The 24621-nt window shown below is 63.9% G+C and carries 26 protein-coding genes and 1 pseudogene; 23 read left to right on the top strand and 4 right to left on the bottom strand.

Going from position 1 to position 24621, the window contains the following annotated elements; translation table 11 throughout:
• Positions 1-32: 32 nt before the first annotated feature.
• The 9 genes from BSZ14_RS14935 to BSZ14_RS14895 all read left to right on the top strand — a co-directional run bounded on the left by BSZ14_RS14935 (position 33) and on the right by BSZ14_RS14895 (position 10932).
• Positions 33-1991: a BCCT family transporter gene (locus BSZ14_RS14935; protein ID WP_076711530.1), complete on the top strand. Its 1959-nt coding sequence runs from the start codon at positions 33-35 to the stop codon at positions 1989-1991.
• A gap of 240 nt (positions 1992-2231) precedes the next feature.
• Positions 2232-5048 carry a monovalent cation/H+ antiporter subunit A gene (locus BSZ14_RS14930; protein ID WP_076711517.1) on the top strand — a complete coding sequence of 939 codons (2817 nt, stop codon included), beginning with the start codon at positions 2232-2234 and terminating at the stop codon, positions 5046-5048.
• Complete coding sequence (locus BSZ14_RS14925; protein ID WP_198930528.1) at positions 5045-5398, top strand: Na+/H+ antiporter subunit C; 354 nt, start codon at positions 5045-5047, stop codon at positions 5396-5398. The genes BSZ14_RS14930 and BSZ14_RS14925 overlap by 4 nt, the downstream gene beginning before the upstream one ends.
• The gene (locus BSZ14_RS14920) at positions 5395-6918 is read left to right on the top strand and encodes a monovalent cation/H+ antiporter subunit D (RefSeq protein WP_076711516.1); all 1524 of its coding nucleotides are present in this window, start codon (positions 5395-5397) and stop codon (positions 6916-6918) included. Before BSZ14_RS14925 ends, BSZ14_RS14920 begins: the two co-directional genes overlap by 4 nt.
• Positions 6915-7403: a Na+/H+ antiporter subunit E gene (locus tag BSZ14_RS14915; RefSeq protein ID WP_076711515.1), complete on the top strand. Its 489-nt coding sequence runs from the start codon at positions 6915-6917 to the stop codon at positions 7401-7403. The genes BSZ14_RS14920 and BSZ14_RS14915 overlap by 4 nt, the downstream gene beginning before the upstream one ends.
• Positions 7400-7669, top strand: coding sequence for a K+/H+ antiporter subunit F (locus BSZ14_RS14910; protein ID WP_042488545.1), 270 nt, complete (start codon positions 7400-7402; stop codon positions 7667-7669). The genes BSZ14_RS14915 and BSZ14_RS14910 overlap by 4 nt, the downstream gene beginning before the upstream one ends.
• On the top strand, positions 7666-8079 hold the full coding sequence (locus tag BSZ14_RS14905; protein ID WP_076711514.1) for a Na+/H+ antiporter subunit G: 414 nt from the start codon (positions 7666-7668) through the stop codon (positions 8077-8079). Before BSZ14_RS14910 ends, BSZ14_RS14905 begins: the two co-directional genes overlap by 4 nt.
• A gap of 10 nt (positions 8080-8089) precedes the next feature.
• Positions 8090-9133: a potassium channel family protein gene (locus BSZ14_RS14900; RefSeq protein ID WP_076711513.1), complete on the top strand. Its 1044-nt coding sequence runs from the start codon at positions 8090-8092 to the stop codon at positions 9131-9133.
• Entirely contained in the window at positions 9130-10932 is a 1803-nt protein-coding gene (locus tag BSZ14_RS14895) for an SLC13 family permease (protein ID WP_083748279.1), read from the top strand. The genes BSZ14_RS14900 and BSZ14_RS14895 overlap by 4 nt, the downstream gene beginning before the upstream one ends.
• Before the next feature lie 66 nt (positions 10933-10998).
• On the opposite strand, the gene BSZ14_RS19410 is transcribed toward BSZ14_RS14895, so the two are convergent.
• Complete coding sequence (locus tag BSZ14_RS19410) at positions 10999-11202, bottom strand: hypothetical protein (protein ID WP_139330476.1); 204 nt, start codon at positions 11200-11202, stop codon at positions 10999-11001.
• On the opposite strand from BSZ14_RS19410, the gene BSZ14_RS14890 reads away from it, so the two are divergent.
• From BSZ14_RS14890 to BSZ14_RS20340, 11 genes are all read left to right on the top strand, one after another.
• On the top strand, positions 11201-11506 hold the full coding sequence (locus tag BSZ14_RS14890; RefSeq protein WP_076711512.1) for a hypothetical protein: 306 nt from the start codon (positions 11201-11203) through the stop codon (positions 11504-11506). The genes BSZ14_RS19410 and BSZ14_RS14890 overlap by 2 nt on opposite strands.
• 87 nt (positions 11507-11593) lie before the next feature.
• Positions 11594-12817, top strand: a complete 1224-nt coding sequence (locus BSZ14_RS14885; RefSeq protein WP_076711511.1) for a tyrosine-type recombinase/integrase — start codon at positions 11594-11596, stop codon at positions 12815-12817.
• Complete coding sequence (locus BSZ14_RS19405) at positions 12814-13641, top strand: hypothetical protein (RefSeq protein ID WP_139330474.1); 828 nt, start codon at positions 12814-12816, stop codon at positions 13639-13641. The genes BSZ14_RS14885 and BSZ14_RS19405 overlap by 4 nt, the downstream gene beginning before the upstream one ends.
• 131 nt (positions 13642-13772) lie before the next feature.
• Positions 13773-13928, top strand: a complete 156-nt coding sequence (locus tag BSZ14_RS14875; protein ID WP_076711527.1) for a helix-turn-helix domain-containing protein — start codon at positions 13773-13775, stop codon at positions 13926-13928.
• Positions 13929-13955: 27 nt separating this feature from the next.
• A complete protein-coding gene (locus BSZ14_RS19400) occupies positions 13956-14141 on the top strand; it encodes a hypothetical protein (RefSeq protein WP_158069218.1) in 186 nt (61 codons plus the stop codon).
• Positions 14135-14404: a hypothetical protein gene (locus BSZ14_RS14870; RefSeq protein ID WP_076711509.1), complete on the top strand. Its 270-nt coding sequence runs from the start codon at positions 14135-14137 to the stop codon at positions 14402-14404. The genes BSZ14_RS19400 and BSZ14_RS14870 overlap by 7 nt, the downstream gene beginning before the upstream one ends.
• The gene (locus tag BSZ14_RS14865) at positions 14401-14733 is read left to right on the top strand and encodes a hypothetical protein (RefSeq protein ID WP_076711508.1); all 333 of its coding nucleotides are present in this window, start codon (positions 14401-14403) and stop codon (positions 14731-14733) included. The genes BSZ14_RS14870 and BSZ14_RS14865 overlap by 4 nt, the downstream gene beginning before the upstream one ends.
• A complete protein-coding gene (locus BSZ14_RS14860; protein WP_076711507.1) occupies positions 14730-15008 on the top strand; it encodes a hypothetical protein in 279 nt (92 codons plus the stop codon). Before BSZ14_RS14865 ends, BSZ14_RS14860 begins: the two co-directional genes overlap by 4 nt.
• On the top strand, positions 15005-15973 hold the full coding sequence (locus BSZ14_RS14855) for a DUF7146 domain-containing protein (RefSeq protein ID WP_083748280.1): 969 nt from the start codon (positions 15005-15007) through the stop codon (positions 15971-15973). The genes BSZ14_RS14860 and BSZ14_RS14855 overlap by 4 nt, the downstream gene beginning before the upstream one ends.
• Positions 15970-17574 (top strand): hypothetical protein, encoded by a 1605-nt coding sequence (locus BSZ14_RS14850; protein ID WP_139330470.1) that lies wholly within the window; start codon positions 15970-15972, stop codon positions 17572-17574. The genes BSZ14_RS14855 and BSZ14_RS14850 overlap by 4 nt, the downstream gene beginning before the upstream one ends.
• A gap of 726 nt (positions 17575-18300) precedes the next feature.
• A complete protein-coding gene (locus BSZ14_RS20340; protein WP_445190549.1) occupies positions 18301-18591 on the top strand; it encodes an HGGxSTG domain-containing protein in 291 nt (96 codons plus the stop codon).
• A gap of 112 nt (positions 18592-18703) precedes the next feature.
• On the opposite strand, the gene BSZ14_RS19395 is transcribed toward BSZ14_RS20340, so the two are convergent.
• Positions 18704-19105, bottom strand: a complete 402-nt coding sequence (locus BSZ14_RS19395; RefSeq protein WP_139330468.1) for a hypothetical protein — start codon at positions 19103-19105, stop codon at positions 18704-18706.
• A gap of 488 nt (positions 19106-19593) precedes the next feature.
• On the opposite strand from BSZ14_RS19395, the gene BSZ14_RS14835 reads away from it, so the two are divergent.
• Genes BSZ14_RS14835 through BSZ14_RS14825 form a run of 3 tightly spaced genes read left to right on the top strand, consistent with a single transcriptional unit; the run spans position 19594 to position 23644 of the window.
• On the top strand, positions 19594-20052 hold the full coding sequence (locus BSZ14_RS14835) for a hypothetical protein (protein WP_076711505.1): 459 nt from the start codon (positions 19594-19596) through the stop codon (positions 20050-20052).
• Entirely contained in the window at positions 20052-20927 is an 876-nt protein-coding gene (locus BSZ14_RS14830; protein ID WP_139330466.1) for a hypothetical protein, read from the top strand. Before BSZ14_RS14835 ends, BSZ14_RS14830 begins: the two co-directional genes overlap by 1 nt.
• Before the next feature lie 2 nt (positions 20928-20929).
• The gene (locus BSZ14_RS14825; protein WP_076711503.1) at positions 20930-23644 is read left to right on the top strand and encodes a hypothetical protein; all 2715 of its coding nucleotides are present in this window, start codon (positions 20930-20932) and stop codon (positions 23642-23644) included.
• 126 nt (positions 23645-23770) lie between these two features.
• Here the strand turns inward: BSZ14_RS14825 and BSZ14_RS14820 are convergent, their stop codons facing one another.
• On the bottom strand, positions 23771-24508 hold the full coding sequence (locus BSZ14_RS14820; RefSeq protein ID WP_076711502.1) for a hypothetical protein: 738 nt from the start codon (positions 24506-24508) through the stop codon (positions 23771-23773).
• A pseudogene (locus BSZ14_RS19390) lies at positions 24505-24621 on the bottom strand (IS5/IS1182 family transposase); the annotation flags it as partial. The gene BSZ14_RS14820 and the pseudogene BSZ14_RS19390, both read right to left, overlap by 4 nt.

Below are 24621 nucleotides of genomic sequence, written 5' to 3'. Positions count from 1 at the left end.
CGCCAACCCCCTAACCGATGCTGACCGTTTTTATGATCAAGAGTGAAATCAATCCCCGGGTTTTCTGGGGGGCATCGGCGATCATCGCCCTGCTGCTGGTGACGACGCTCGCCATGCCGGGGACGGCCGATACCGCGTTCAAGGCGGCGCAGGCCTGGGCGATCGACACGTTCGGCTGGTTCTATATCTCGGCGGTCGCGGTGTTTCTGGTGGTGGTGCTGGCACTGGGTTTCGGCCCGGCGGGCAAGCTGAAATTGGGGCCGGACGATGCCGAGCCGGACTTTCCCTATCTGTCGTGGCTGGCCATGTTGTTCGCGGCGGGCATGGGCATCGGCCTGATGTATTTCGCGGTGGCCGAGCCGATCCAGCATTATATCTCGCCACCCGACGCGCCCAGCGGCACGATCCTCGCCGCGCGCGAGGCTATGGCGATCACCTTCCACCATTATGGCGTCCATGCCTGGGCGATCTATGCGCTGGTCGGCCTGAGTCTGGCCTATTTCACCTATCGCAAGGACATGCCGCTGACCTTGCGGTCCGGCCTGTCGCCGATCCTGGGCAAGCGGATCAACGGCCCGCTGGGCGATGCGATCGACATCTTCGCCGTGTGCGGGACGGTGTTCGGCGTGTCGACGTCGCTGGGCTTCGGGGTGTCGCAGATGACGGCGGGGCTGGCCTATGAATATGGCATACCCGACACGACGACGATGAAGATCGCGGTGATCGTGGTGGTCATGGGGGCGGCCACCCTGTCGGTGCTGAGTGGAGCGGACCGCGGTATCCGCCGACTGTCGGAACTGAACCTGACCGTCGCCGTGCTGCTGATGCTGTTCGTGATGGCGGTCGGCCCGACCCTGTTCCTGCTGCGCGCGCTGGTTCAGAATTTCGGCCTGTATCTCGACCATTTCGTCATGCGGACCTTTACCCTCTATGCGTATGAACCGCGGGCGTGGATGGCGGACTGGACGCTGTTCTACTGGGCATGGTGGATCGCATGGTCGCCGTTCGTCGGCATGTTCATCGCCCGCATCTCGCGCGGGCGGACGATCCGCGAATTCGTGATCGGCGTGCTGTTCGTGCCGACCGCCTTCACCTTCCTGTGGATGACGGTGTTCGGCAATACCGCCATATCCCTCGATCTCGGCCCGGCTGCCGGTGGGATCGCCGATGCGGTGCAGGCGAATTTGTCGACCGCCTTGTTCAAGTTCCTGGAATATCTGCCCGCCGCCAGCGTCACCTCGACCCTGGCCATCGCGCTGGTCGCCATCTTCTTCGTCACATCCGCCGACTCGGGTGCGCTGGTCATCGATACGCTGGCCTCGGGTGGTGCGGAGGAAACGCCCCGCTGGCAGCGCATGTACTGGTGTGTGTTGCTGGGGGTGACCGCGACCCTGCTGCTGGTGGCCGGGGGGCTTGGCGCATTGCAATCGGCAACCCTGCTCGCCGCCTTGCCGTTTTGCTTCATCATGCTGCTGCTGGCGGTCGGCCTGATCCGTCAGACCAGCGCCGATCTGGCAGGGGTGACGCTGTCGGGCGATACGGCATCGGTCGGCGAACGGATCAAGCGGCTGCTGGTCCCGGCACGCCGTACCGACATCCTGCGACAGATGGCGGACAATGGCGAACCCGCGCTCCGGTCGGTGCAAGAGGCGATGGAGAAGGAAGGCTGGGAGGCGAGCGAACTGGAACATCGCGAGGACCTGGTCGAACTCACCATCACCGCAGCGGATGGTCGACCGTTCGTTTATCGTTTGACTCCACGATCGCGTCCACTTGCCGCCTATACCGCGCTGGACGCATCGGAGGGGCGCCGCAGCCTGGCATGGATGCTCGCCGCGCAGACCAATGGTGAAGCGGGTTTTCGGGATATGACCGGCCGCACCGTCGGGCAGATCGCCCATGACGTGCTGACGCAGCTGGAGCGTTGGCGGCTTGCCGAGCCCAAAGTCGATCGGAAGGGAACCGTCCCCGATGGTCGAGCAGGGTTGTGAACCCTTCGCCCGTCATGCAATATCGCCTTCGGGTGTTCGCAGATCGCTGGTGCGGGCAGGTTCTAACGTTGGTCGGGCCGCCAACGCAGAATCCTCGCGCCCGGAGTATCGGCTTGTCCGAACGAACTTTCCTGCCTGAACCATGCTCATCTCCTGCAAGCCGGGACGGCTTGGGACGTATCGACAGGTGCCATGCGCGGCGTCCGCACGATATGATTCCACGGGTCGCATGAGGGGGACATGCGCTTGGCGTTGCTGACCCTCATCTCCATGCCGTTCATTGCGGTCATCCTGTTGATGGCGACTCGGCAATCGTCGCGGCAGGTCCATATGCTGATCGCCGCGACCGCCAGTGCGGGCGGCTTGGCCGTTCTGCTGTCGCAAGCGAATGCGGTGCTGTCCGGCCAGACGCCCACGATAAGCATGGCATGGCTGCCGACACTCGGTCTCGATTTCAGCCTATGGCTCGACCCGCTGGCGTTGCTGTTTGCGGGGTTGATTCTCGGCATCGGACTGCTCGTGATCGTGTATGCGCAAGGCTATCTGGCGAAGAACGAGCCGACGGCGCGGTTCCTGTCGTTCCTGATGCTGTTCCAGGGCGCGATGGTCGGGATCGCCTTGTCGAGCAACGTGCTGCTGATGCTGGTGTTCTGGGAGCTGACCAGCCTGGCGTCCTTCCTGCTGATCGGTTTCTGGCGCGACCGTGCCGACGCACGGCAGGGCGCGCGGATGGCGCTGACCATCACCGGCGGGGGCGGTCTGGCCTTGATCGCGGGCATGATGCTGCTGGGCAAGGCGGCGGGCAGCTATGATCTGGCGACGATCCTGGCACGCGCCGATCTGGTGCAGGCCTCGCCGCTCTATCCCGCGATCCTGATCCTGATCCTGGCGGGGGCCTTCACCAAGTCGGCGCAGTTCCCGTTCCACTTCTGGCTGCCGCACGCGATGGCCGCGCCGACCCCGGTCAGCGCCTATCTCCATTCCGCGACGATGGTGAAGGCGGGTGTGTTCCTGCTCGCACGGCTCTGGCCGGTGCTGGCGGGAACCGATCTGTGGTTCGGCATCGTCGCGTCGATCGGCTTGGTCACCATGGTGTTCGGCGCGGGCGTCGCGCTGTTTCGCCACGATCTGAAGGCGATCCTCGCCTATTCGACGATCAGCCAATTGGGGCTGATGGTGATGCTGCTCGGCTTCGGAACGGGCGCGGCGGTGACGGCGGCGGTCTTTCACATCCTCAACCACGCGGCCTTCAAGGCGACGCTGTTCATGCACGCGGGCATCGTCGACCATGAGACGGGCACGCGCGACATGCGGCGGCTGGGCGGTCTGGCGGCGATCATGCCGCTGACCGCGACGCTCGGCGTGCTCGCCGCCGCCGCGATGGCAGGGTTGCCGCCGCTCGGCGGGTTCATTTCCAAGGAGATGATGCTGGAGCAGAGCGCGCATACCGTATGGGCGGGACAGGCCTTGCTGGTGCCGGTGCTCGCGACCATCGCGGCGATGCTGTCGGCGGCCTATTCGCTGCGCTATGCGGTGGCGCTGCATTTCGGCGCGCGGCGGACCGGCGATGTCGCGGCCCCCCACGATCCGGGGGCCATGCTGCTCGGGCCACCCGCGATATTGGGGGCCGTCGCGCTGGCGCTCGGACTGTTGCCGATGACGCTGGCGGGGCCGCTGGTGGCCGCTGCCAGCGCTGCGGTGACGGGCGGCGCAGCGCCCGAACTGCATCTGGCACTGTGGCATGGCGTCAATCCGGCGCTGCTGATGAGCGTGGGCGCGGTCGCGGTCGCGATCCTGGTCCTGTGGGGGTATCCGGCGGTGGCCAAAACCGTTGCCCGTATCCCGACGCCCGACGCCAAGCATCTGTTCGACCGAAGCCTGACGGCGATCGTCGAGGGGCTGCGCCGTGTGTCCGGCGTGATCCATGTCGCGTCGCTGCAACGCTATCTGATGGTGTTGTTCGTCGTCGCGCTGGCGCTTGGCAGCGACGCCGCGTTCCGGTCCGGCATCGCGGCCGGGGAGCGGCCGACCACGCCTGCGTCGCTGCTGGCCATCGTCGCCTGGGCCGCGCTGGTCATCGCGACTTTGGCAGTGGTCGCGGTCGACCGGCGGCGGTATCTGGCGCTGATTTTCATCAGTGTCATCGGCCTCGTCATCGCGCTGGCGTTCATCCACCTCTCCGCCCCCGATCTCGCGCTCACCCAGATTTCGGTCGAGGTGGTGACGATCCTGCTGATGCTGCTGGCGCTGCACCTTTTGCCGGGCAACCCGCCTCGCCTGTCGAAGATACCGCGACGAGTGCGCGACGGCGTGATTGCCGTGGCGGGCGGGCTGGGCACCGGCTGGCTTGCCTGGGCCATCATGACGCGGCCGGTGCGTGAGGGGATTTCGCGCTTCCACTGGGACAACAGCTATTCGGGCGGGGGCGGCACCAATGTCGTCAACGTCACGCTGGTCGACTTCCGCGCGTTCGACACCTTGGGTGAGATCACCGTGCTGGGCATTGCGGGCCTTGCCATCTTCGCCCTGCTCGAACCCGCGGCGCACGGTGTTGCGGGGCGACGACTGCGCGAATGGCGGTCGGGGGATCGTTTCTCGCCCGAGCGTCACCCGATGATGTTCGTCATGGCAACCCGGCTGCTCCTGCCGCTGGCACTGCTGGTCGGCATCTACATCCTCCTGCGCGGGCATAATCAGCCGGGCGGCGGCTTCATCGCGGCGCTGATCTTCTCCATTGCGATCCTGCTGCAATATCTGGCGTCCGGCTTCGACTGGACCGATGTCCGGCGACGGATCGGCGAGCATCAGCTGATCGGGTTCGGCGTGCTGATCGCCGTGGCGACGGGGCTCGGCTCGCTGGTGTTCGGCGCGCCGTTCCTGACGAGCAGCTTCGGCTATGTCCATCTGCCGTTGATCGGCGAGTTCGAACTGGCGACGGCGATGCTGTTCGATCTGGGCGTCGCCTGCGTTGTCGTGGGCGCGGTGATGATGGCGCTGGAACAGCTCGCCCATGTCGCGCAGCGGGCGGCCAAGCATGATGGCGAGGACGCGGCATGAGCCTGGAGTTTCTGGTCGCGTCCGCCATAGGCGTACTGGTCGCTGGTGGCATCTACCTTTCCTTGCGCGGACGGACGTTTCAGGTCGTGCTGGGGCTGACCTTGCTGTCCTATGCGGTCAACCTGTTCCTGTTCGCGATCGGGCGGCTGATCGTTGATCGCCCGCCGCTCTATGCCAAGGGGGTGGCCGACCATGCCGATCCCCTGCCACAGGCGCTGGTCCTGACCGCGATCGTCATCACCTTCGGCATGACCGCGCTGACGGTCATCCTGTCGCTGCGCAGCTTCCTGGAGAGCGGATCGGATCAGGTCGACGGGCTGGCCGAACCGGAAATGGAGGGTGAGGCATGACGCTCGCCGACCATCTGCTCGTTGCCCCGGTTGTCCTGCCAGCCGTGACCGCGCCGGTCGCCATGATGCTGATGCGACGTCATCGCCCCCTTGCGCTGGCCGTGTCGCTGGGCGGGGGGATCGCGATGCTGGTCGCGAGCATCGCGCTGTTCGTGATGGCGCAGGACGATGCGATCCGCAGCTATGCATTGGGTGCATGGCCTGCGCCGTTCGGCATCGTCCTGATGCTCGACCGGCTGGCCGCGACGATGCTGATGCTGGCCGCCGTGCTGGGGATCGTCGTGCTGGCCCATGCCGTCGCCACCGGCGCGGACCAGCGGGGCTGGCATTTCCATCCGCTGTTCCATTTCCAGCTGATGGGACTGAACGGCGCGTTCCTGACCGGCGACCTGTTCAACCTGTTCGTCTTCTTCGAAGTGCTGCTGATCGCGTCCTATGGCTTGATGCTGCACGGGCAGGGCGCGCTGCGGCTGAAGGCGGGCGTGGCCTATGTCGTGGTCAATATCGTCGGGTCGGCGCTGTTCCTGATCGCGCTCGGGCTGCTCTACGGCCTGACGGGCACGCTCAACATGGCGGACCTGGCGGTGAAGGTCGCGGCACTGGGTGCGGGGGATCAGGGGCTGCTGCGCGTTGCCGGTCTGTTGTTGCTGACGGTGTTCGCGCTGAAGGCGGCGGTGGTGCCCATCCATCTGTGGTTGCCACGCACCTATGCCGCGACGATGCCGGTGGTCGCGGCGCTGTTCGCGATCATGACCAAGGTCGGCGTCTATGCGATGATCCGTACCGTGCCGCTGATCTTCGGGGCAAAGGCTGGTGCGGCGGCGTGGGTGCCCGCGCCCTATCTGCTCCCGGCGGCGCTGCTCGGGGCGATCCTTGGCTTTGTCGGGGTGTTGGTGGCGCGCGGTATGCGCGAACAGGCGGCGTTCGCGGTGCTGGGGTCGACCGGTACGCTGCTGATGGCGGTATCGTTCTGGCGGGAGGCGACATTGGCCGCCGCGCTCTATTATCAGATACAGGCGACGCTGGCCGGGGCGGCGCTGTTTCTTGTCGCCGATGTGACGATGCGGCGGCGGGGCCAATATGCCGATGCGATCGTCCCCAGCCCGCGCTTCGCCGGGCAGGATGGTGCGGGGCTGCTATACCTGATCGCGGCGATCGCAGCGGTCGGGCTGCCGCCATTGGCGGGTTTCGTCGGCAAGCTGCTGATCCTCGATGCCAGCTTTGCCCTGCCGGGTTGGCAAGCGGTCTGGACGACGATCCTCGTGACGACCCTGGTTGGCGTCATCGGCTTTTCGCGCGGCGGCTCGACCCTGTTCTGGAAGGAAGCCCCGCCAGCCACCGCCGCCATTGCAGGCGCAAGCCGGTCCCGCGCCGAGTTCGTGGCCCCGGTTGTTCTTCTCGCCCTGCTGGCGGGGCTGACCGTCACGGCCGGTTGGGTGACGGCGCAGACGCGTGCGACGGCGGCGCAGATCATGGCGCCCGAACGCTATGTCGCGGCGATGTTGGGGGCGACGCGATGAAGCGGCTGCTGCCCCATCCCGCGCTGTCGGCGATGCTGCTGATCGTCTGGCTGCTGATGGCGAACAGCATCACGGTGGGCGGCATCGTGCTGGGCGGTATCTTCGCGCTGATCCTGCCGAAATTCACCCAGCCATTCTGGCCCGACCGCCCCCGGATGCGCTTTGGTCGTGCTTTCCTGGCCTATCTGGCGATCGTGGTCTTCGACATCGTCGTCGCCAATTTCCAGGTCGCGTGGCTGATCCTGTTCCGGCGCAATCGCGATCTGCGCGCCCGCTGGTTGATCGTGCCCATCGAGCTGACCACGCCGGAGGCGATCACGATGCTGGCCGGCACGATCAGCCTGACGCCGGGCACCGTGTCATCCGATGTGTCGGCGGATGGCCGTTACCTGCTGGTCCACGCGCTCGATGTCGCCGATGACGCCGCGGAGGTGGCCCGGATCAAGACGCGCTACCAGGCGCGCCTGCAACGGATCTTCGTATGATCGCCCTTGCGCTCCACATCGCCGCAGGCTGCATCGCGCTCGCCCTGCTGCTGAACCTCTGGCGGCTGCTGCGCGGACCGGCGCTCGGCGACCGGATCGTCGCGCTCGACACGATGGTCATCAACGCCATCGCCCTGATCGTGCTGATCGGCATGATCGGCGGCAACGACACCTATTTCGAGGCTGCGCTGCTGCTGGCCATGGTCGGGTTCGTCAGCACCATCGCCTATTGCAAGTTCATCCTGCGCGGGGACATCGTGGAATGAGCGTCATCGCCGATATCGTCATCGTCGCCCTGCTGCTGCTGGGGGCGGGGTTCGCGCTGATCGGCAGTTGGGGGCTGGTCCGCCTGCCCACGACGATGGAGCGGCTGCACGGCCCGACCAAGGCGACCACCCTGGGGCTCGGCGCGCTGCTGATCGCTTCCGTGGTCTATTTCCAGACACGGCTCGGCATCTGGACCGCGCATGAATTGCTGATCTCGCTGTTCCTGTTCATCACCGCGCCGATCTCGGCCAACATGATCGCCAAGGTCCATCTGCATCGGGCGCGAACGGGCGCCGCCAACGAACCGGTCGGTATCGCCGGTCCGCCACCGCGGCCGGGTGGGGAGGACGACTGGGCAACGTTCGAGGCGCCCAAGCGGGAAACCCCCGCCTCGACCGCGAACAGCTGACGCTCGCCCCGTGGATATCAGCCGTCGGACACCGGATTACCATCTCTACCGCCGGAGCCGTACGCCGGTCTGGTTGGCGCTGTCGTGGCGCGCGCTGCTGGCACTGGCGCTGATCGGGGTCGCACTGGCCGTCCACTGGTTCGACCGTGAAGGGCTGCGTCAATCGTCGGGTGAGCCGGTCACCTTTGCGGATATTCTCTACTTCACCATGATCACGGTCACGACCGTCGGCTATGGCGATATCGTGCCGGTCACTCAGCAATCGCGGATGTTCGACACCTTTGTCGTCACCCCGATCCGGTTGTTCGTGTGGCTCATCTTCCTGGGGACCGCCTATGACTTTCTGCTCAAGCGCGTGTGGGGACGGTGGCGCATGTCGGTGATCCAGCGCCAGTTGCGCGACCATGTCGTGATCGCGGGCTTCGGCAACAGCGGATCGGAAGCGGCCAGCGAACTGATCCGCCGGGGCGCACACCCGGACACGATCGTCGTCATCGACGAAAGCCCCGCCGCCCTGCGCAACGCCGAAGCGCTCGACGTCGCCGTCATGGAAGGCAATGCCACGCGCGACGCGGCGTTACAGGCGGTTCGGGTCGGTACGGCCCGCGCGCTGATCGTGGCGGCGGGGCGCGACGACACCTCGATCCTGATCGTCCTGACGGCGCGTCGCATCGCACCTACATTGCCGATCAGCGTGGTGATCCGGTCGCTCGACAACGAAGCCATCGCCCGGCAGGCCGGCGCCGATACCGTCATCAACCCGGCGAGCTTTGCCGGACTGCTCCTCGCCGGGTCGACGCACGGCGTTCACCTGGCCGATTACATGGCCGATCTGGCGGCGACCGATGGCCGTGTCGCGCTGCGTGAGCGGTGCGTCACGGCGGAGGAGATCGGCATCCCGTTGCGCGCGATCACGACAGGGCTTGGCCATCGCATCTATCGCGGCGGAACGATGATCGGCTTCTGGGAACCGGAGGCGAGCCGTCTTGAAGCTGGCGACGTGATCCTCGAGGTCGCGCCCGCACCAGGGCAGGACACGGATGGCCCGGCATGATCGACTGGATGGCGGCCATCGACGCGCATCGTGCGGTGCTGGGGCTGCTATTCGTCGTCGCCCTGTTCGTCGCCTTCGCGCTCGAACGCTTTCCGCCTGTCACGATTGCGGTGGCGGGGGCCGCGCTGATGATCGCGCTGGGTTGGCTGACGCCGCCCCTCGTCACCGCCGCCTTCGCCAATTCGGCACCGATCACCATCGCGGCGTTCTTCATCCTGTCGGGCGCGTTGGTGCGGACCGGCACGATCGAAGCTCTCGCCAGCGTCATCGTTCGGCGAGCGGGCCACGCGCCCCGGCGAACCGTGGCCGAAATGCTGACCGGTGCGGCCATCGCGCCAGCCTTCATCAACAATACGCCGGTCGTCATGGTGCTGATCCCGCTGGTCCGGCGGCTGGCCCGGACCGTCGGCATTCCGGCGACCCGGCTGCTGATCCCGCTTTCGTACCTCTCGATCCTGGGTGGCACGCTGACCCTGGTCGGGACCTCGACCAACCTGCTGGTCGACGGCGTGGCGCGCGCGAACGGGCAGCCGGGATTCGGCATTTTCGAGATAACCACCGTTGGACTGGTGACCATGGCGGCGGGTGTGGCGACGATGCTGATCCTCGGTCCCCGGTTGCTGCCCGCCCGACCCGACAATGCCATCGCCGACCGGCACCAGCTCCCCTATCTCACCGAGATCGCGCTGCTGCCGGACGCACCATCCCAAAGTCTGCGCATGGCCGACCTGTCGTTCCTGCGGCGTGACGCGGTACGCCTGATCGCCGTCCGGCGCGGATCGCGGGTCGATCGCAACCCCGACCCGGACATGGTGCTGCTGCCCAGCGACCGGTTGATCGTCAGCGCGACGGCCGACGAACTCGACGATCTGGCGCGAAGCGAAATCTTTATGGTCGGTCTTCAGAATGTGGGGCGTCCCATCCGCCTGTCCGACGGAGCGCGTTCCGAGGATGTGCAACTCATCGGCCTGACGATCGGCCCGACGCATCCGGCGCTGGGCCGCGAGTTGCGCGATATTCCCTTTCTGTCCAACCTGCCGGCACGCGTTCTGGGGATCGGTCGGGCGCGGCATCTGCCAGGCCCCGACCTTGCCAGCGTCAGGCTGCGGGCGGCCGACAGCCTGCTGGTCGCGGCCGATGCTACCGCCATGGCCGAATTGCGCGCCAACACCAATCTGATCGCGGAGGATACCAGCCATATTCGCCGCTTCCGTCGGCAGCGCGCACCCATTGCGATCGGCGTGCTGGTCGGCGTGATCGGGCTGGCTGCGCTCGGCATCCTGCCTACCGCGCTGCTGGGCATGATCGGCGTCGGTATCGTCCTCGTGACCCGGTGCGTCGATGCCGAAGAGGCATGGCGATCGATCGACGGCAGTGTGTTGGTCCTCATCTTTGCGATGCTCGGCATCGGCAGCGCGCTGGAGGCGATCGGGACCGTCGATCTGATCGTCGGTGCCATCTCTCCATGGCTGGCGACCCTGTCGCCACTCGGGGTGATCCTCGTCCTGTATTTCCTGACCTCCGCCCTGACCGAAACCGTCACGAACAACGCGGTTGCCGTCATCATGACGCCGGTCGCCATCGGGCTGGCGCAGGCGACCGGGCAAGATCCCCGCGCGCTCATCATCGCCGTGATGTTTGCGGCGTCGGCCAGTTTCGCGACGCCCGTCGGGTATCAGACGAATATGATGGTCTATGCAGCAGCCGATTATCGCTTTTCCGATTTTGTCAGGATCGGATTGCCGATGAATGTCTTTGTTGGTCTGTCCACCTGTTTGGCTATCAATTGTCTTGTATGACTTCGGTGCGTTCGAGCTCGCTTTGCAAGATGCTTTATCGATAAGGATAGGCTGTCTGTTACACCATCATGGTTTATTAGAGACAATTGCCGTCGCTGAGCCGCGTAAGGGGCGTGTGGTAACAGCTTGAGTAAAAGAAAAAATGATAGTGCGTCCGGGAATGTATTTTATCAATAAATTATAAAATTCTTTCTTATTCGATAGCGAAACGGTGCTCAGGGATAACGTGGGGTAAATATAAGGATCGACCAAGTGCAGCGGCGCCGCCATGATGATCATTCAATTCGCGACTTTTTCGTTCGCCAAGTTCGGCAAGCTGATCATCGAACAGCTAAGGGGCGGAGACCCGGTGCTGCAAAAAGCCTATGTCCGGTTGGTGATCGACACCGTCCGCGTGGATAACCATGCTATCGGCATCCAATGCAGCAAAGCGGCGCTAGAAAGCGCCGTCGTGTGGGACAGCGATGCCGCCATATCCATGGTGCCCGGTTTTGACCGGGAGTGGTGCCGCTTACAGGTATCTAACTATTCCACCGCTACCAATCGTCATCGACCGCTACGTCTCTTACGATGAGAACAAATAACGGCCATTTGTTCCGTACTTGTTCGTAGACCTTCGCTATAAGCCACGATATAGTGAGGGAACGGGTGAGGGAGGATCATGGGAAAACTGACAGCCCTGTCAGTCAAGAACGCCAAGCCAGGACGCCATGCTGACGGTGATGGCCTGTACCTGCTCGTCAAGCCAACTGGCGGTAAGTCCTGGCTGCTGCGCGTACAGGTCGATGGGCAGCGGCGGGATATTGGTCTTGGCTCGGTCGACACGTCCAGTCGCGTCGGATCAGATCGTGGCGCCCCTCCTCCGATCGTTATCCCGATCCTGCATAAGAAGGTCCTGACGCTTGGTGAGGCGCGGGAGAAGGCTGGCTTGTTGCGCACGGCCGCAAAGTCCGGGTTGGACCCCATCGCTGAGCGCGACCGCGAACGGCGCAAGGTCCCAACCTTCGCGGAAGCTGCGAAGGCGACGCATGAGGCGCTGAAGAGCGGCTGGTCAGATAAGACGGCGACCGTGTTCCTCGCCTCACTCACCAACCATGCCTATCCCTCGTTAGCCGGCATGCGCGTAGATCAGATTGATGCCGAACATATCCGTGACGCGGTGGCGCCCATCTGGACCGCCAAGCCGGACATGGCGCGGAAGGTGCGTTTCCGTATCAGCAAGGTGCTGGACTTCGCCAAGTCGAAGGGGTGGCGAAAGAGTGAGGCGCCGCGCAAGTCGGTGACCGTCGGCCTGGCCAAGCAGGCGCAGGGCGGGAATTATGCCGCTATGCCATATGACCAGGTGCCAGCCGTCGTGGCGCAGCTAAACGCAGGGGCGCCGACTAAGGGGCGTCAGGCGTTATTGCTGACGATCCTGACGGCCGCTCGCTCGGGTGAGGTTCGGTCGGCACGGCGAAAGCACTTCGATCTGGACAAGGCGGAGTGGCATCGACCGCCCGAGGTGATGAAGGCCAGGACCGCACATACCGTCACGCTGAGCAAGCCAGCGGTCGCGCTGCTGAAGCAGATCTTCGAGGACGGTGGGCACAAGCCCGACGACCTCGTCTTCCCCAACCGTAAAGGTGAGCAGCTTTCCGATATGACGTTGAGTAAGGCCCTGCGGGACGCAGGGCACGCCTATACCGTGCACGGGTTCCGCAGCTCGTTCCGGGACTGGGCAGCCGAGAAGATGCCCGAGGTGCCCGATGCAGTTGCCGAAGCTGCGCTTGCCCACGTCGTGCCGGACAAGGTGATCCGCGCGTACAAGCGCGCCAAGTTCCTCGACATGCGACGGGAGCTGCTGGAAGCGTGGGGTGGATTCACCAGTAGGGTTGAAGCGGTATGATGCACGATGAAGATTTTGCCGAATGGGAAAGAGAGGCAGCTGAAGATGCTGCAGAAGCGGCACGCATTGATGCTGCGGAACGTGTCCAAGAGGCTCATCTCCTTTTGGGAGAATGGATCGATGCGGGTGATGCGCTGACACTTTTGATCAGCCGAGGCAGCAGCGCCACGTCAGCGGCCTTATCATTATTCAACTGGCTCCTGCACAATGATGGGCAGCGGCCTCTGCTTCGGGCGCGGGCAACTCAAATTCGCCGGGTATTTCCACGAGAGAAGGATCCGCTTTCGATCTGGAATGATCGTGCTGTCTTCTCCTTCGATTGGGCTTCAGAGGTGCACAGCATCGATTGGGGCGGCGGTACTTTCGTGTTTGTTGAGCCTGCTGAGGATGATCAGCATCCTGCTTACACAACGACGCTTACTGGCGTTCGCTTTTCTTTGGACGATCTAAATCGACTTGTAACGGGCAAGGGTCCCTGCCTGACCGTCGATCCCCGCCCATTCGACCTCCTGCATTTCAAGCAGATGCTGAGACAGCTGAACGGTCAAAATGTATCGGTCATCAAAGATATAAAAAGCGATTTTGGGAATGAGTCTTCGCTAGAGGTTCAGGAAAATCGCAAGCCCGGCAGACCGAAGGGGGTAGGATATGCCGAGAAAGATGTCCCGTTATTCAGCGAGATGCATGTTCTGATTAAGAAAGGAATGCATCTTACAACCGCGGCAAAGCAGGTGGAAAGAAAGTTTCACCCTACGTCTCCAATTTCTCATTGGGAAAGGCTTCGTAAGTCGTATCCAAATTGGGCGTCATCTGTGGATGATTGATGGTCATAGTCTGGGAGGTAAATAATGAATTATTTCCCATCCATATTACGCCATCTTATCAAGGCGACGACTAAACAAATATATGAATAATTACGAACGGTCACGAACAAGGAGGACCGTTTGTGGAACAGATGACTGTCACGATCCGGGGAGCGCGAGCTGCGCTCGGCTTGGGTCAGACCAAGATTTACCAGCTCATTTCGACGGGCCAGCTGGAAACCGTGAAGGTTGGCCGGCGTACGCTCATCAAGACGAAGAGCATCCGCGCTCTCGTCGAGGCGGCGTGATCTACCATGCCAGCAGCAACGGTTCGGGTGCCGAAGCCCGGTAACGAAGAAGGCCGCCCTGTGGCGGGGCGGCCCTCGAATTTCGTCAACAGCAACGACAACATCTATACGCTGGATCAATATCGCGTTCAACGCCTGATCGCGGTCGCCGGCATCTCGCGTGCGGCAGCGGCCGTCAATGCTCCCTTCATTTACGGGGGTGCGGCATGTTGAACGCTGAAGAAGCGATGGCGGACCTGCTCGAGCGAGTTGAGCGCCTGGCCAAGACGATGCCCGCCGAGCTCGAATACGGCTTCTGGGGCGACATCGTCGAGCCCGTCGCCGAGATGATCGTGCGCAACTGCTTGGTGCTCAGCCCCGCGGAGCAGCTGCTGCTCCTGGCCATTGCCGCCAAGGCATCCAGGTGCGCCGATCAGGAGCGGGAAGCGCTCGATGAAGCGGCGGCGGTGATCCACCGGGCGGGGGGCGTGGCATGACCGTCGCTATCCTCCCCAACGTCATCGTCCGCGCGCTCGTGATCGAACAGCTCAACGCCGAGCAGTGGCACGTCGTAGTTCAGGGCGCGGAGGTTCCGCGTGGCTCCTTGGAGTCGCGCGGGACGGGCGCCTCGTCCTTCGCAGCGGCGGCCGGCGATGCCGTGGAGCTCGCCGAGCTGACCGGCTTGCCCGTGCTCGTTGCAGGCTATCAGGAGGCTGTCCGTCCGCTCAACGCCTTCCCGTCGGAAAAAGGGTTCTGGCGCCAGCGGTACCGCCGCCGGTCATCGCTCGATCACATCCTCTACGGATCGATCGGGGGTGAGGCATGACCGCGGTGCACAAGCTCCAGCCGGGGCTCCAGCGTGCGGTCGTGCTGCGGCAGGTCAATGCCCGCCAGTGGCGCGTCGAGGGCTATGAGCGCCATGCCGGCGGCTGGCGTTATACGTGGCTGCTGTGTCCGACGACGACGAAGGTGCGTGCCCAGGCGGCGGCGCTGACGATCTCGCAGGACATGGGGCTGCCGATGGCAGAACAGCCGCTGTGGGAGCAGATCCGCTTCGTCACTGGCACGCTGGGCAGGTCCGCATGGAGGGCCCGAGCATGACCCGCCCCAATGAGGAAATCACCCGCTTGATCGCGGATGTGCGCAACCGCTGTTCCGTTTCTTCAATCGCGCGAGCCGCAGGCGTCAAGCTGAAGCCTACGTGGGAGGGGTGGTCGGCGCGCTGCCCGTTCCATGAGGACGGGACGCCCAGCTTCACGATCTTCGCCAACGACCGCCGCTTTCAATGTTTCGGATGCGGATGTGAAGCCCGCGGCGATGTCATCGACTTCGTGCGGCGGCTGCACAACGTCGGTCTGCGAGAGGCGATCGCGATCCTCAACGGCGAGGCGGCAGGCGGTCGGGTCTCGCAACCGAAGCCGAACGGCAAGCCCAAGGCCGATACCCAGGCGGCGGCGCTGCGGATCATCGAAGGATCCAAACCGATCGAGAGCACACCGGCGGAGGCCTATCTGCGCTACCGTGCCATAACGATGCCGCTGCCCTCGTGCCTGCGGTTCGCGATGCTGGTGCCGCCGAGGAACAGCGGCGTCCTAGAAGCGAACGGTCCGGCACCGATGCCAGCACTGATCGCTATCATCAGCGGGAAAGACGGCAAGCCGGTTGGCATCCAGCGCATCTACCTCACCAGTGACGGCCGTAAGGCTGCCAGCCGCGACGGCAAGGTGAAGTTCTCTCTCGGTTTGGTGGCGGGCGGCGCGGTTCGTCTCTCCGCCTTGTGCGGCGACGACGTGGTCATCTCCGGCAGCGTGGAGGACGGTCTGTCCCTCATCCAGATGGGGGCGCCCGCCGTATGGGCCGCGCCGGGAGAAAGCATGCTTCACCGTATGTGGCTGCCCGACGAGGCCCGATCCGTCGTGATCGGAGGTGACGCCGATGCGGAAGGGCGCCGCGCGGCAGACAGGGCGGCAGCGGCTTTCACCGTGGCAGGGCGTGGGGTGTGGATCATCTATCCGACCGCGCCCTGCAAGGACTTCAATGAGGAACTCCAGGAGTCGGCAGAATGACCGCTTCATCATTCGCGAAGCGCGTTGCCGCTGCGAAAATCCACGCTTCGCCCACCCTGATGCCGTCCAGCACCGTGGCGGGCACGATCAGGCCGACGATCGCGATCGCTGCGGGTGATATGCACAATGTCGCAACCAAGGGCGAACGGGCGCTGATCATGGCCAGTGCCCCCTTCTATGTTCGCGGCGGGTCCATCGTGCGGCCCATCCTCGACGAGGTGAAGGATGCCCGCGGCCTGGCCCTGAGCCTCGCCCGGCTTGTCGAGGTGCAGGACGGTGCCATGTTGGACCATCTCGGCCGTGCGGCGGCGTGGGAAAAATTCGACGGCCGCAAGCAGGCGTTTGTCCCCACCGATCCGCCTGCCGCCGTCGCGACGACGATCCTGTCCCGTGATGGCGAATGGACGTTCCCGCGCCTGGCAGGCGTGATCACCACACCCACGCTGCGGCCTGATGGCAGCATCCTGAGCGCGGCCGGTTATGACGAGGCAACACAGCTGGTGTTGCTCAACCCGCCTGCGCTTCCCACCATGCCTGACAAGCCGTCGCGTGAGGATGCGGTTCAGGCGCTCGGCACCTTATCCGCCTTGCTGACTGAATTTCCCTTCGTGGATGAGGCCAGTCGGTCGGTCGCGTTGTCGGCACTCATCACGCCTGTCGTGCGCGGTGCGATGGCGGTGTCCCCGATGCATGCGGTGACCGCTACCGCACCGGGGTCGGGCAAGAGCTACATCGTCGACATCGCATCGGCAATCAGCACCGGCGAACGGGCACCCGTCATGTCGGCGGGTCGGACCGAGGAGGAAACCGAGAAGCGGCTGACCTCCGCAATCCTTGCCGGGCAGGCCCTGGTCCCGATCGACAACGTCAACGGCGAACTCGGCGGCGACTTCCTCTGTCAGCTCGTCGAGCGGCCGATGGTCAACGTCCGCCCCCTTGGGACGTCGAAGCTGGTCAAGGTGCCCAGCCGTGCCTGCTGCTTCGCCACCGGCAACAACATCCAATTGGTGGGCGACATGACCCGCCGCGTGGTCCTTTGTTCGCTCGACCCCGACATGGAACGGCCGGAGACGCGGCAGTTTTCGGGCAACCCGTTCGCTGCGGTCATGGAGTACCGTGGCAAGTACATCGGGGCCGCGCTCACCATCGTGCGGGCTTATGTCGTAGCTGGCTGCCCCAATGATCTGCCCGCGCTGGCGTCGTTCGAAGACTGGTCACGGCTGGTCCGCTCCGCATTGGTTTGGCTCGGCTGTGTTGACCCCCTGCAGACCATGGAGAAGGCCCGCGCCGAAGATCCGGTCACCAGTGCGCTCAGCGCCTTGTTCAGCGCTTGGTACCAGGCGACCGGATCAAAAATCCACACCACGGCCAGCATCAAGGGCCTGACGCAGCAAATGGACCCGTTCCAGAACCTCCTGCACCACGACCTGCGACAGGCGCTGAACGACGTGGCGGACGACGGCCGTGGCAATATCGATACCCGCCGACTCGGTCGATACCTTGGCAGCTATGCCGGCAGGGTCGTTGCAGGCTTCAAACTGGTGGCAAGCCAGGACCCGCACGCCAAACAACGGGCATGGCAAGTGGTGAAGGCCGGATAAGTTCTGCGGGTAGTCGCGGGTAGTTGCGGGTATTGTCCCAGCCCTCGCGTAGAAACTGTCAGGTGTGACACTTCTTATAGGGGTGCTGAAAAGTTACCCGCGACTACCCGCCACTACCCGCAGGCAAAAGACAGAAGGGTGTAGCGATGACTATAGACAGAAACGATGACGCCGAGCCTGTAGGCCAGGAGAACGGAGAGGGGCGGACACCGACCAAAGCCGAAGACCAGGCCATGCTGAACGCCATGGTCCGACACCGTGACCGCGAAGTGCGGCCGTCAGTCGCTGTCGGTGACCGCAACGGCCACACGGAAATTGCATGTCCTCACAACGACTATGTCGGTCACGGCATCCAGATCGCAGATACGTTCGGCACCCGCAGCGGCGACTTTTCGCACGCCTGTATAAACTGGCTCGCGAACGCAGCTCGGGATCGAAACGAGCCGCTATCACAGGAGGCGATCAACGCTGCACTGGCTGTCGTTGCGGCCGCTCAGCCCGCAAACGAGATGGAAGCCCTGCTGGCGGTCCAAATGTACGCCACGCACGACCTGTCCATGGAGATGATGCGCCGTGCCAAGAAGGCGAGCGATCTACGATCCATGGCGGAGTTCGGGACGCTGGCAACGAAGCTGAGCCGTACGATGGCTGCGCAGATTGAGGCGCTCGGCAAGCTGCGTCGCGGAGGCGAACAGACGGTCAGGGTCGAGCACGTTCACGTCTATCATGGCGGCCAGGCGGTCGTCGGTGTCGTCAATCATGGTGGAGGGGCAGGTGGAAAACGAGCCGAACAATCATACGGACCCGGTGCTGCGGCTGCGATCGGCCCCGCGCTGCTTGGCCAAGACCCGGCGGGGAACGGAATGCCAATGTCCTGCGATGCGAGGCAAGCGGCGGTGCCGCATCCACGGCGGCGCCAATCCAGGCGCCCCAAAGCGCAACCGTAACGCATGGAAGCACGGGCTGCGGTCTGGCGAGCACCAGGCGTTGAGGAGACTTGTGCGGCTCCTTGCCTAAAGCGATAGCTCTGCCCCGCTCGTCCATTGGAGAGCATTACGTCCGTTGACCGCCGTTGGCGTCGAACGGCAGTCGAGATCGCGCCGGCTCGGATCTGGCGCGGTCTCGTCTCTTATCCGCCTTCCTCTCCGGCCTCGGCGTCATCACCGGAAGAGGATTGCTGCTCTTCAGCATAGGATCGGCATCCTTCCTCAAAGCTCCAAGACTTGCCACCGCAGTCGTCCGGGGAAGTGATGCCGCGTTGCTCCGCCCATTCCCGGCCAGCATCATGACCGCTGCAATCCTCCGTGCACTCGTCCCCGCCGGAATAAAGGCCGGTCGCAATCTGGTCCCGACGCTGATCGTACTGTGGATACGTCTCACCGCCTCGCTCTTCGTCGTCATCTCCAATTTGAGCAGCGGCGCCGCCCGCACTCTCGCCGTCAATCTCGGCAGACTGTGCAGAGATTGCCTGTCGCGATGCCGGCGTGTCGTCAGTTTGGAATGACCGATGGCTGCAATAAGCCAGCGCCATGCAGATTACGATTACGGTCCCGCAGCCGGCGCCGCCGCCTGATCTTCTAGGTGTCATTGCAACGTCTTGTCGCACCGGTCCTTTATGAAAGACTAAGCGTCACATTATCCCGGCTGCCTAGACGAAGTCTTTGTCCAACGCGCTGGCCTCTCCCGCCCCGCCATTCTCCCGCGCGGTGCAACAACCCATGGGCTTCAGCGCGCATGACGGTCCGACGAACGGTGCTTCGATCGTGGAAGCGCAATGCCTCGGCTATTGTCGAATAGCTCGGCATGGTGCCGGTCTCATCGAATGTCGTCTGACAGTAATCCACCAGCTCGCGATAGCGGGGGACGGCGCGTTTCCTCAGCTTCGGCATCCGCCAGGGTTACGGGTGCCGCCTCGCTGCGGAATAGTGGGTGAAAAGGCTGACGCCCACTATTTCATGGGCGACCTAGCGCCATAGTCGAAAGCATCAATCGGGCCTGATGGCCTCCATCACACATTGGATGATGCCGATGACCGATCACGCAACGCTTGGGTGCCCCGCTCCTCTTCAAATTGACGGCAAGGCCTTCTTCAGCAGCCAGCGCCAAGTCGATCAGTTTCTGGCACTAAACACGCATTCGACATCATGGCGTCCAGCCGGGGCAAAGCTCGCGGGCTTAGTCGATGCGATGTCTGCCGGAATGGCTGCCGATTGCCCGCAACGATCGGATTTGTCGCGTACGACTAGGGCCATTGCTGCGCTGCATTCTCTAGCTGAACATGCGCTTGCCTCCGGACTCGATGAGTCGGCGGTAAACTTCTACGCACGTGCATTTGCGCACCTTCGGGCGCTTGCAGCAGCAGGCTCGCAAACTGCTGACCGTCAGATCACGGAATGGTCGGGCGTATTGGAGGGCGAAGGCATCCTTCCCGATGTCATTGCCGCCGCCGATCGCATCGCCAACGACGAGGCGCACTGATGGTCCAGATCGACTGGAGCCTGCTTGGGCGCCCGACAGACATGGGCAGTGCTGCTTTGCAGGGGTATCAGCAGGGGCGGGCTTCCGCTGCCTCCAACGCGCTCGCTCGTGATCCGTACAACCGCGACGCACTCAACGCTCTGTATGAAGTTGACCCGGCCAGGGCCGCTACGATGGAGAAGGCGGGGCAAGATCGCCTGACGTTCCAAAACAAGCAGGACACGATCCGCCGTCAGAATGCTGCGCGTGGTATGATCCCCGACGTCCTCGCGGGCGTCGGTCTTGGCGATGCCGGGCGTCACGTGAACGCACTTGCCACACCGGGCAACGTGGCCCCCAGCGGTGAGGTAACTGTGACCGCGCCGGTCAAGCACAAGACGATCGCTGACGTGTATGCCCTGGATCCCGATCTGGCAGGAAGCCTGTCGACACAGATCGGATCGATGCAGGAAGCCCAGCGCAAGCAACTCCGCTTTGAGGCTGACACCCTTGCCGCCGCCGCGTTTGCTGCTCGCCAGGTTCCATATGCCAAGCGACGGGACATCATCGACCAGCACCGTGCAGCGCTCACCCAAGCAGGCTTCACGCAGGACGAGATCGACAATTTCGACCCATCCGACGAGGGGCTGGCTGGCGCGATCACCCAGTCACTGGGCGTCAAGGACGCCCTTTCCCAGCAGCTTGCCGAAAAGCGGTTCGATTGGCAGCGCGAAGACGATCGCGTCGACAATGCTCGTGCCGCCCGGTCGGAAGGTCGGCAGGAATATTACCGCGCCCGCTCTGACCGGCGCGCACAGACCCGCTTCAACGAACGCGCCTTGGACCGTGCCGCGCTTGCCGGCGTCCGCACCGACACCTCCGATCTGGATTATTGAGTATGCCGCAGCAGCAGCCCGTCACCAATCCCCGCATCGTCAAGCTGATGGAGCTCGAGGCGGCCGGTCGGATCAAGCCCGAGCACCAGACAGAACTCGATACCTATCGCAACCGTGGACTTGCGCCCGCGTCCAAACAGCCGACCGTCGAGCAGGGCAAGGCGGGGACGTTCTACCACCGGGCGAGCGGAGCTGATGCCGATTATCAGGCGACCAATAATGGCGAGGGCGTGGCCCCGCGCGGAATGGCGCGCCAGTGGCTGCATGACTCGTTCCCGGATCTCGAGAATACCTGGTTTAACGACGCTGATCGGCAGAAGGCGGACGCGGCGCAGCGGGACTTCATTGCAGCGACACTGCGCTATGAGTCGGGTGCGGCGGTCCCCCCAAGCGAATTCAGCAACCAGTATCGCACTTTCTTCCCGATGCCGGGCGATGGCCCCGAGGTGATCGAACAGAAGCGGGCGCAGCGGCAACGCGCGATCGAGGGCCTGAAGGTCAGCGCCGGCCCGGCCGCGACCGCGCTTGATCGTCAGGGCAAGACATTCGAAGGCCTTAGCGCAGACAGCGTGACGGATTACGCCTTGGGTCTGCGCGACCGGAAGCCTGGGAAGCCTCAGCGCCGCGACGACGGATCAATTGCCGTCCAGATGCCGGATGGCACGTACAACACCTATCCCGATCAGGCGTCCTACGAACACGGCATGGCGGAAGACCAACTCGCGGCGGCGTTCGGTGGCGATCGACATAGCGACGGGTATCGGGCGGCGTACAAGGCACGGTTCGGTGAAGAACCCGGGATCGTTGTCGACGTCGAAGGTGCGAGCGGACCGAAAAAGATAGATGCCGGTGACGGTGCGTTCGGGTCCTTTTCGCGAGGCGTCGGTGACGCCGCGACGTTTGGTGGCCTCGACGAACTTGGCGGCGTCGCGGACACCCTCACAGGCAGCGGGGGCGACGGCAGTTTTCTCGACCGACTGGGCCGCAACATCGACCGTAATCGCGCGATCATGGCGGGTGACGAGCAGAACCATTCCACGGCTCGCATCGGCGGCCAGTTGCTCGGAGGCCTGGCCATTCCGTTTGGTGCCGGCGCTCGCACGCCTTCTGCCCTTGCCCGTGTGGGTGCGCTGAGCGGCGGCGCATATGGCTTCGGGTCGGGGGAGGGCGGTATCCTTGAGCGGACACCTAGTGCATTGGCAGGTGCTGGACTCGGTGCCGTTGGGGGCTATGCGTTCGGGAAAGCCGCCCCTTACGTTGGAGACGCGCTGGCCCGTATCCGTCCTGGTCCGACTTCTGCACGCATGGAAGCCCATGCATTGGCTGAAGCTGGTGCGCGCCAAGACGTACCCATGACCGCCGCCGATCTGCGGCCCGGCGCCCGTAACGCGTTGGCCTATCTGGAAGCATCGCCCGGCGGCGCAGGCCCGGTGCAGGACGCTTTGCGGATGGGGAACGAGGCGCTGGAGGACGCCGTGACGCGTGTCGGCGGCGGTAACGCACAGACGCCTGAGAGCATGGGGCTTACGATACAAAATGCGGGCGCGCGCATGATCGACCGCACGCGGCAGATCAAGAACCACCTGTACGCTGATGCGGAACGTATGGCCCCAACAACCACCGTGCGATCGCAATCGGCGCTGGATGCCATCGACCGCAATATTGCTGAGCTGTCGGAAACCCCCAACGCCAACCGCGGGCTGCTCAGCCTGTTGCAGGACATGCGCAACGATCTGGTGGTGCAGAACAGCACTAATGGGCGATACACGCCGCGTCCTCTGTCCATCGCAGCCATCCGTAGCATGCGGACCGCGATGCGCGGTGAGATCGGCTCACGCAACCTGACGATGACCGATGCCGAGCGTCGTGTAAGCCAGATCATCGATGCGGCGTCCTCGGACATCACCGACGCACTGAATCGTACGGACCCGCGTGCCGCCGCCGCGTATCGTCGTGCCGACCGCTATTATGCGCAGCGACAGCAGTACATTCAGGACGTTGTTCAGCACTACACTGGCCCGCGCGATCGGCCTTATTCGGGCGAGCAGGCCTATCAGCGTGTCATGTCCTTGGCCGGCGAGCGTGGTGACCGTGAGCGGCTTGCAGGCGTCATGCGGGGCCTTAGCCCGGACGAACGCGCGGATGTGGCTTCGACGGTTGCGGCGAGCCTTGGCCGGCGCACAGTCGACGACGACTTTTCCCCGTCCCGCTTCGTGACCCAGGCACAGAAGATGCCGGCGGCGGCGCGTGAAGCGGTGTTCGGGCGGGAAGGGGCCGAGGCGATCAATGACCTGATCCATATCGCGACGGCCAAGCGGGACACAGCGAACAGCTTGAATCGATCGCGGTCTGGCCAAGTGGCGAACTATGACCGCTTTCTGAGCGGAGCATTCGGCGTTCTGGGTGCCGGCGGCGGCTATGCGGCCGGTGGCGTTGGCGGCGCTGCTGCGGGTACGGTGGCAGCAGCAGGCGTGAAATTTGCGGGCCTAAATTTGACGGCACGCCTGCTGACCAATCCCCGTTTCGTCGAATGGCTTGGCCGTGCTCCCAATCAGACCACGCCGGCGCAGATTACTGCGCATGTCCGCCGCCTGGGCAATATTGCAGCTCGAAACCCCACTATCCGGGGGGAGCTATCCCAAATCCAGCAGCTTCTAGTCGCTGACGTTGGTCGTGCACGCGCCGAGGACGGCAACGACGGCCGCCAAGAGCCATAGGCCAATCCACCGCCATCGTTTGGTCGGCGTGAACCTATACACGGCGGCGCCAACAGCGATGATCGGCCAGATCTGCACCGGATAGATATAGTGGTCGTTGAAACGTCTGACAGGTCTGCTCGACGTTCAGCGCCCGCGTGGCCGGATGCGGTCCAAAAGCGCCAACTGATTATCGAGGTCCGCATCCTCCACCGCGTCGTCCACACATTTGACCTGAGCCCGCACAGCGTCACGCGCCTGGATCAGACGGGCCGTTTCCAGATCGTCAACCATGGCCATAAGCGTGTCGGCATGCGCCCGAACCTTCAGCACTGACGCCCATGCCCGTTGTGCCTCTGCCCTGATCCGATCGACTTCAGCCAGCGCGGCGGCGGCTTTCTCGTGCGACGCGGCCAGGTGCGCTGACCGCTTGGTCAAATCCGCCTCTTTCGACGTCAGTACCCGCCTCGTAACTTCTTGGCGGAGCATGGCTGTCCGAACCTTGCCCTGCTCGATCTTCAACAGGCGCTGGCTCTCCTCCAGTTCAAGCCGATCGCGCTTCAGCCGGCCGAACTCGTCCGCCCACTGTGCAGCTCGGGCCTGCTCGGCTTTCTCCGCCTCGACTTTGGCCTTCACGGCGTCCGCCTCTGCCGCCGCCGCCCGTTTGCACTGCTCGTCCATCTCAGCGGCCTTTTCCGCGAACGGGCGGTATTTCCGCCCACTGCCTGACACGCCGCGTTGCAATCCCAGGGCCTTCATCTCGGTCGCGTATTCGTCGTGGGCACGCTGAAACTCGCCAGGACCGGTAATCTCGCGCCCATTCAGCGCCCAGCGCTCGCCATCGTCCGGGCGTCGCCCGAACACCTTTTTAAGAGCCCGACTCATAATTCGAGTTTTGCGATACGGCGTGTCATGCGCCTGATGGAAGCGATGATGAGCCAGGCTTCGGCGGAGGCGACGGACGCCTCCCAATCTTTGGCGAGACGCCGACATCGGTT

The organism is Sphingomonas sp. Sph1(2015) (assembly GCF_001970915.1).
GTDB classification, from domain to species: Bacteria; Pseudomonadota; Alphaproteobacteria; order Sphingomonadales; family Sphingomonadaceae; genus Sphingomonas; species Sphingomonas parapaucimobilis.
The sequence above is the reverse complement of the archived record's forward strand: the minus strand, read 5'-3'. Positions and strand labels throughout refer to the sequence as shown.

Coding starts and splice junctions, on each gene's coding strand:
- BSZ14_RS14875 (WP_076711527.1), top strand. CDS start 13,773: ATGACTGTCACGATCCGGGGAGCGCGAGCTGCGCTCGGCTTGGGTCAG.
- BSZ14_RS19405 (WP_139330474.1), top strand. CDS start 12,814: ATGATGCACGATGAAGATTTTGCCGAATGGGAAAGAGAGGCAGCTGAA.
- BSZ14_RS14870 (WP_076711509.1), top strand. CDS start 14,135: ATGTTGAACGCTGAAGAAGCGATGGCGGACCTGCTCGAGCGAGTTGAG.
- BSZ14_RS14865 (WP_076711508.1), top strand. CDS start 14,401: ATGACCGTCGCTATCCTCCCCAACGTCATCGTCCGCGCGCTCGTGATC.
- BSZ14_RS14820 (WP_076711502.1), bottom strand. CDS start 24,508: ATGAGTCGGGCTCTTAAAAAGGTGTTCGGGCGACGCCCGGACGATGGC.
- BSZ14_RS14930 (WP_076711517.1), top strand. CDS start 2,232: ATGCGCTTGGCGTTGCTGACCCTCATCTCCATGCCGTTCATTGCGGTC.
- BSZ14_RS14830 (WP_139330466.1), top strand. CDS start 20,052: ATGGTCCAGATCGACTGGAGCCTGCTTGGGCGCCCGACAGACATGGGC.
- BSZ14_RS14855 (WP_083748280.1), top strand. CDS start 15,005: ATGACCCGCCCCAATGAGGAAATCACCCGCTTGATCGCGGATGTGCGC.
- BSZ14_RS14835 (WP_076711505.1), top strand. CDS start 19,594: ATGATGCCGATGACCGATCACGCAACGCTTGGGTGCCCCGCTCCTCTT.
- BSZ14_RS14825 (WP_076711503.1), top strand. CDS start 20,930: ATGCCGCAGCAGCAGCCCGTCACCAATCCCCGCATCGTCAAGCTGATG.
- BSZ14_RS14925 (WP_198930528.1), top strand. CDS start 5,045: ATGAGCCTGGAGTTTCTGGTCGCGTCCGCCATAGGCGTACTGGTCGCT.
- BSZ14_RS14935 (WP_076711530.1), top strand. CDS start 33: ATGATCAAGAGTGAAATCAATCCCCGGGTTTTCTGGGGGGCATCGGCG.
- BSZ14_RS14885 (WP_076711511.1), top strand. CDS start 11,594: ATGGGAAAACTGACAGCCCTGTCAGTCAAGAACGCCAAGCCAGGACGC.
- BSZ14_RS14890 (WP_076711512.1), top strand. CDS start 11,201: ATGATGATCATTCAATTCGCGACTTTTTCGTTCGCCAAGTTCGGCAAG.
- BSZ14_RS14910 (WP_042488545.1), top strand. CDS start 7,400: ATGATCGCCCTTGCGCTCCACATCGCCGCAGGCTGCATCGCGCTCGCC.
- BSZ14_RS14920 (WP_076711516.1), top strand. CDS start 5,395: ATGACGCTCGCCGACCATCTGCTCGTTGCCCCGGTTGTCCTGCCAGCC.
- BSZ14_RS14915 (WP_076711515.1), top strand. CDS start 6,915: ATGAAGCGGCTGCTGCCCCATCCCGCGCTGTCGGCGATGCTGCTGATC.
- BSZ14_RS19395 (WP_139330468.1), bottom strand. CDS start 19,105: ATGGCGCTGGCTTATTGCAGCCATCGGTCATTCCAAACTGACGACACG.
- BSZ14_RS14850 (WP_139330470.1), top strand. CDS start 15,970: ATGACCGCTTCATCATTCGCGAAGCGCGTTGCCGCTGCGAAAATCCAC.
- BSZ14_RS14895 (WP_083748279.1), top strand. CDS start 9,130: ATGATCGACTGGATGGCGGCCATCGACGCGCATCGTGCGGTGCTGGGG.
- BSZ14_RS19410 (WP_139330476.1), bottom strand. CDS start 11,202: ATGGCGGCGCCGCTGCACTTGGTCGATCCTTATATTTACCCCACGTTA.
- BSZ14_RS20340 (WP_445190549.1), top strand. CDS start 18,301: ATGGCGGCCAGGCGGTCGTCGGTGTCGTCAATCATGGTGGAGGGGCAG.
- BSZ14_RS14905 (WP_076711514.1), top strand. CDS start 7,666: ATGAGCGTCATCGCCGATATCGTCATCGTCGCCCTGCTGCTGCTGGGG.
- BSZ14_RS14860 (WP_076711507.1), top strand. CDS start 14,730: ATGACCGCGGTGCACAAGCTCCAGCCGGGGCTCCAGCGTGCGGTCGTG.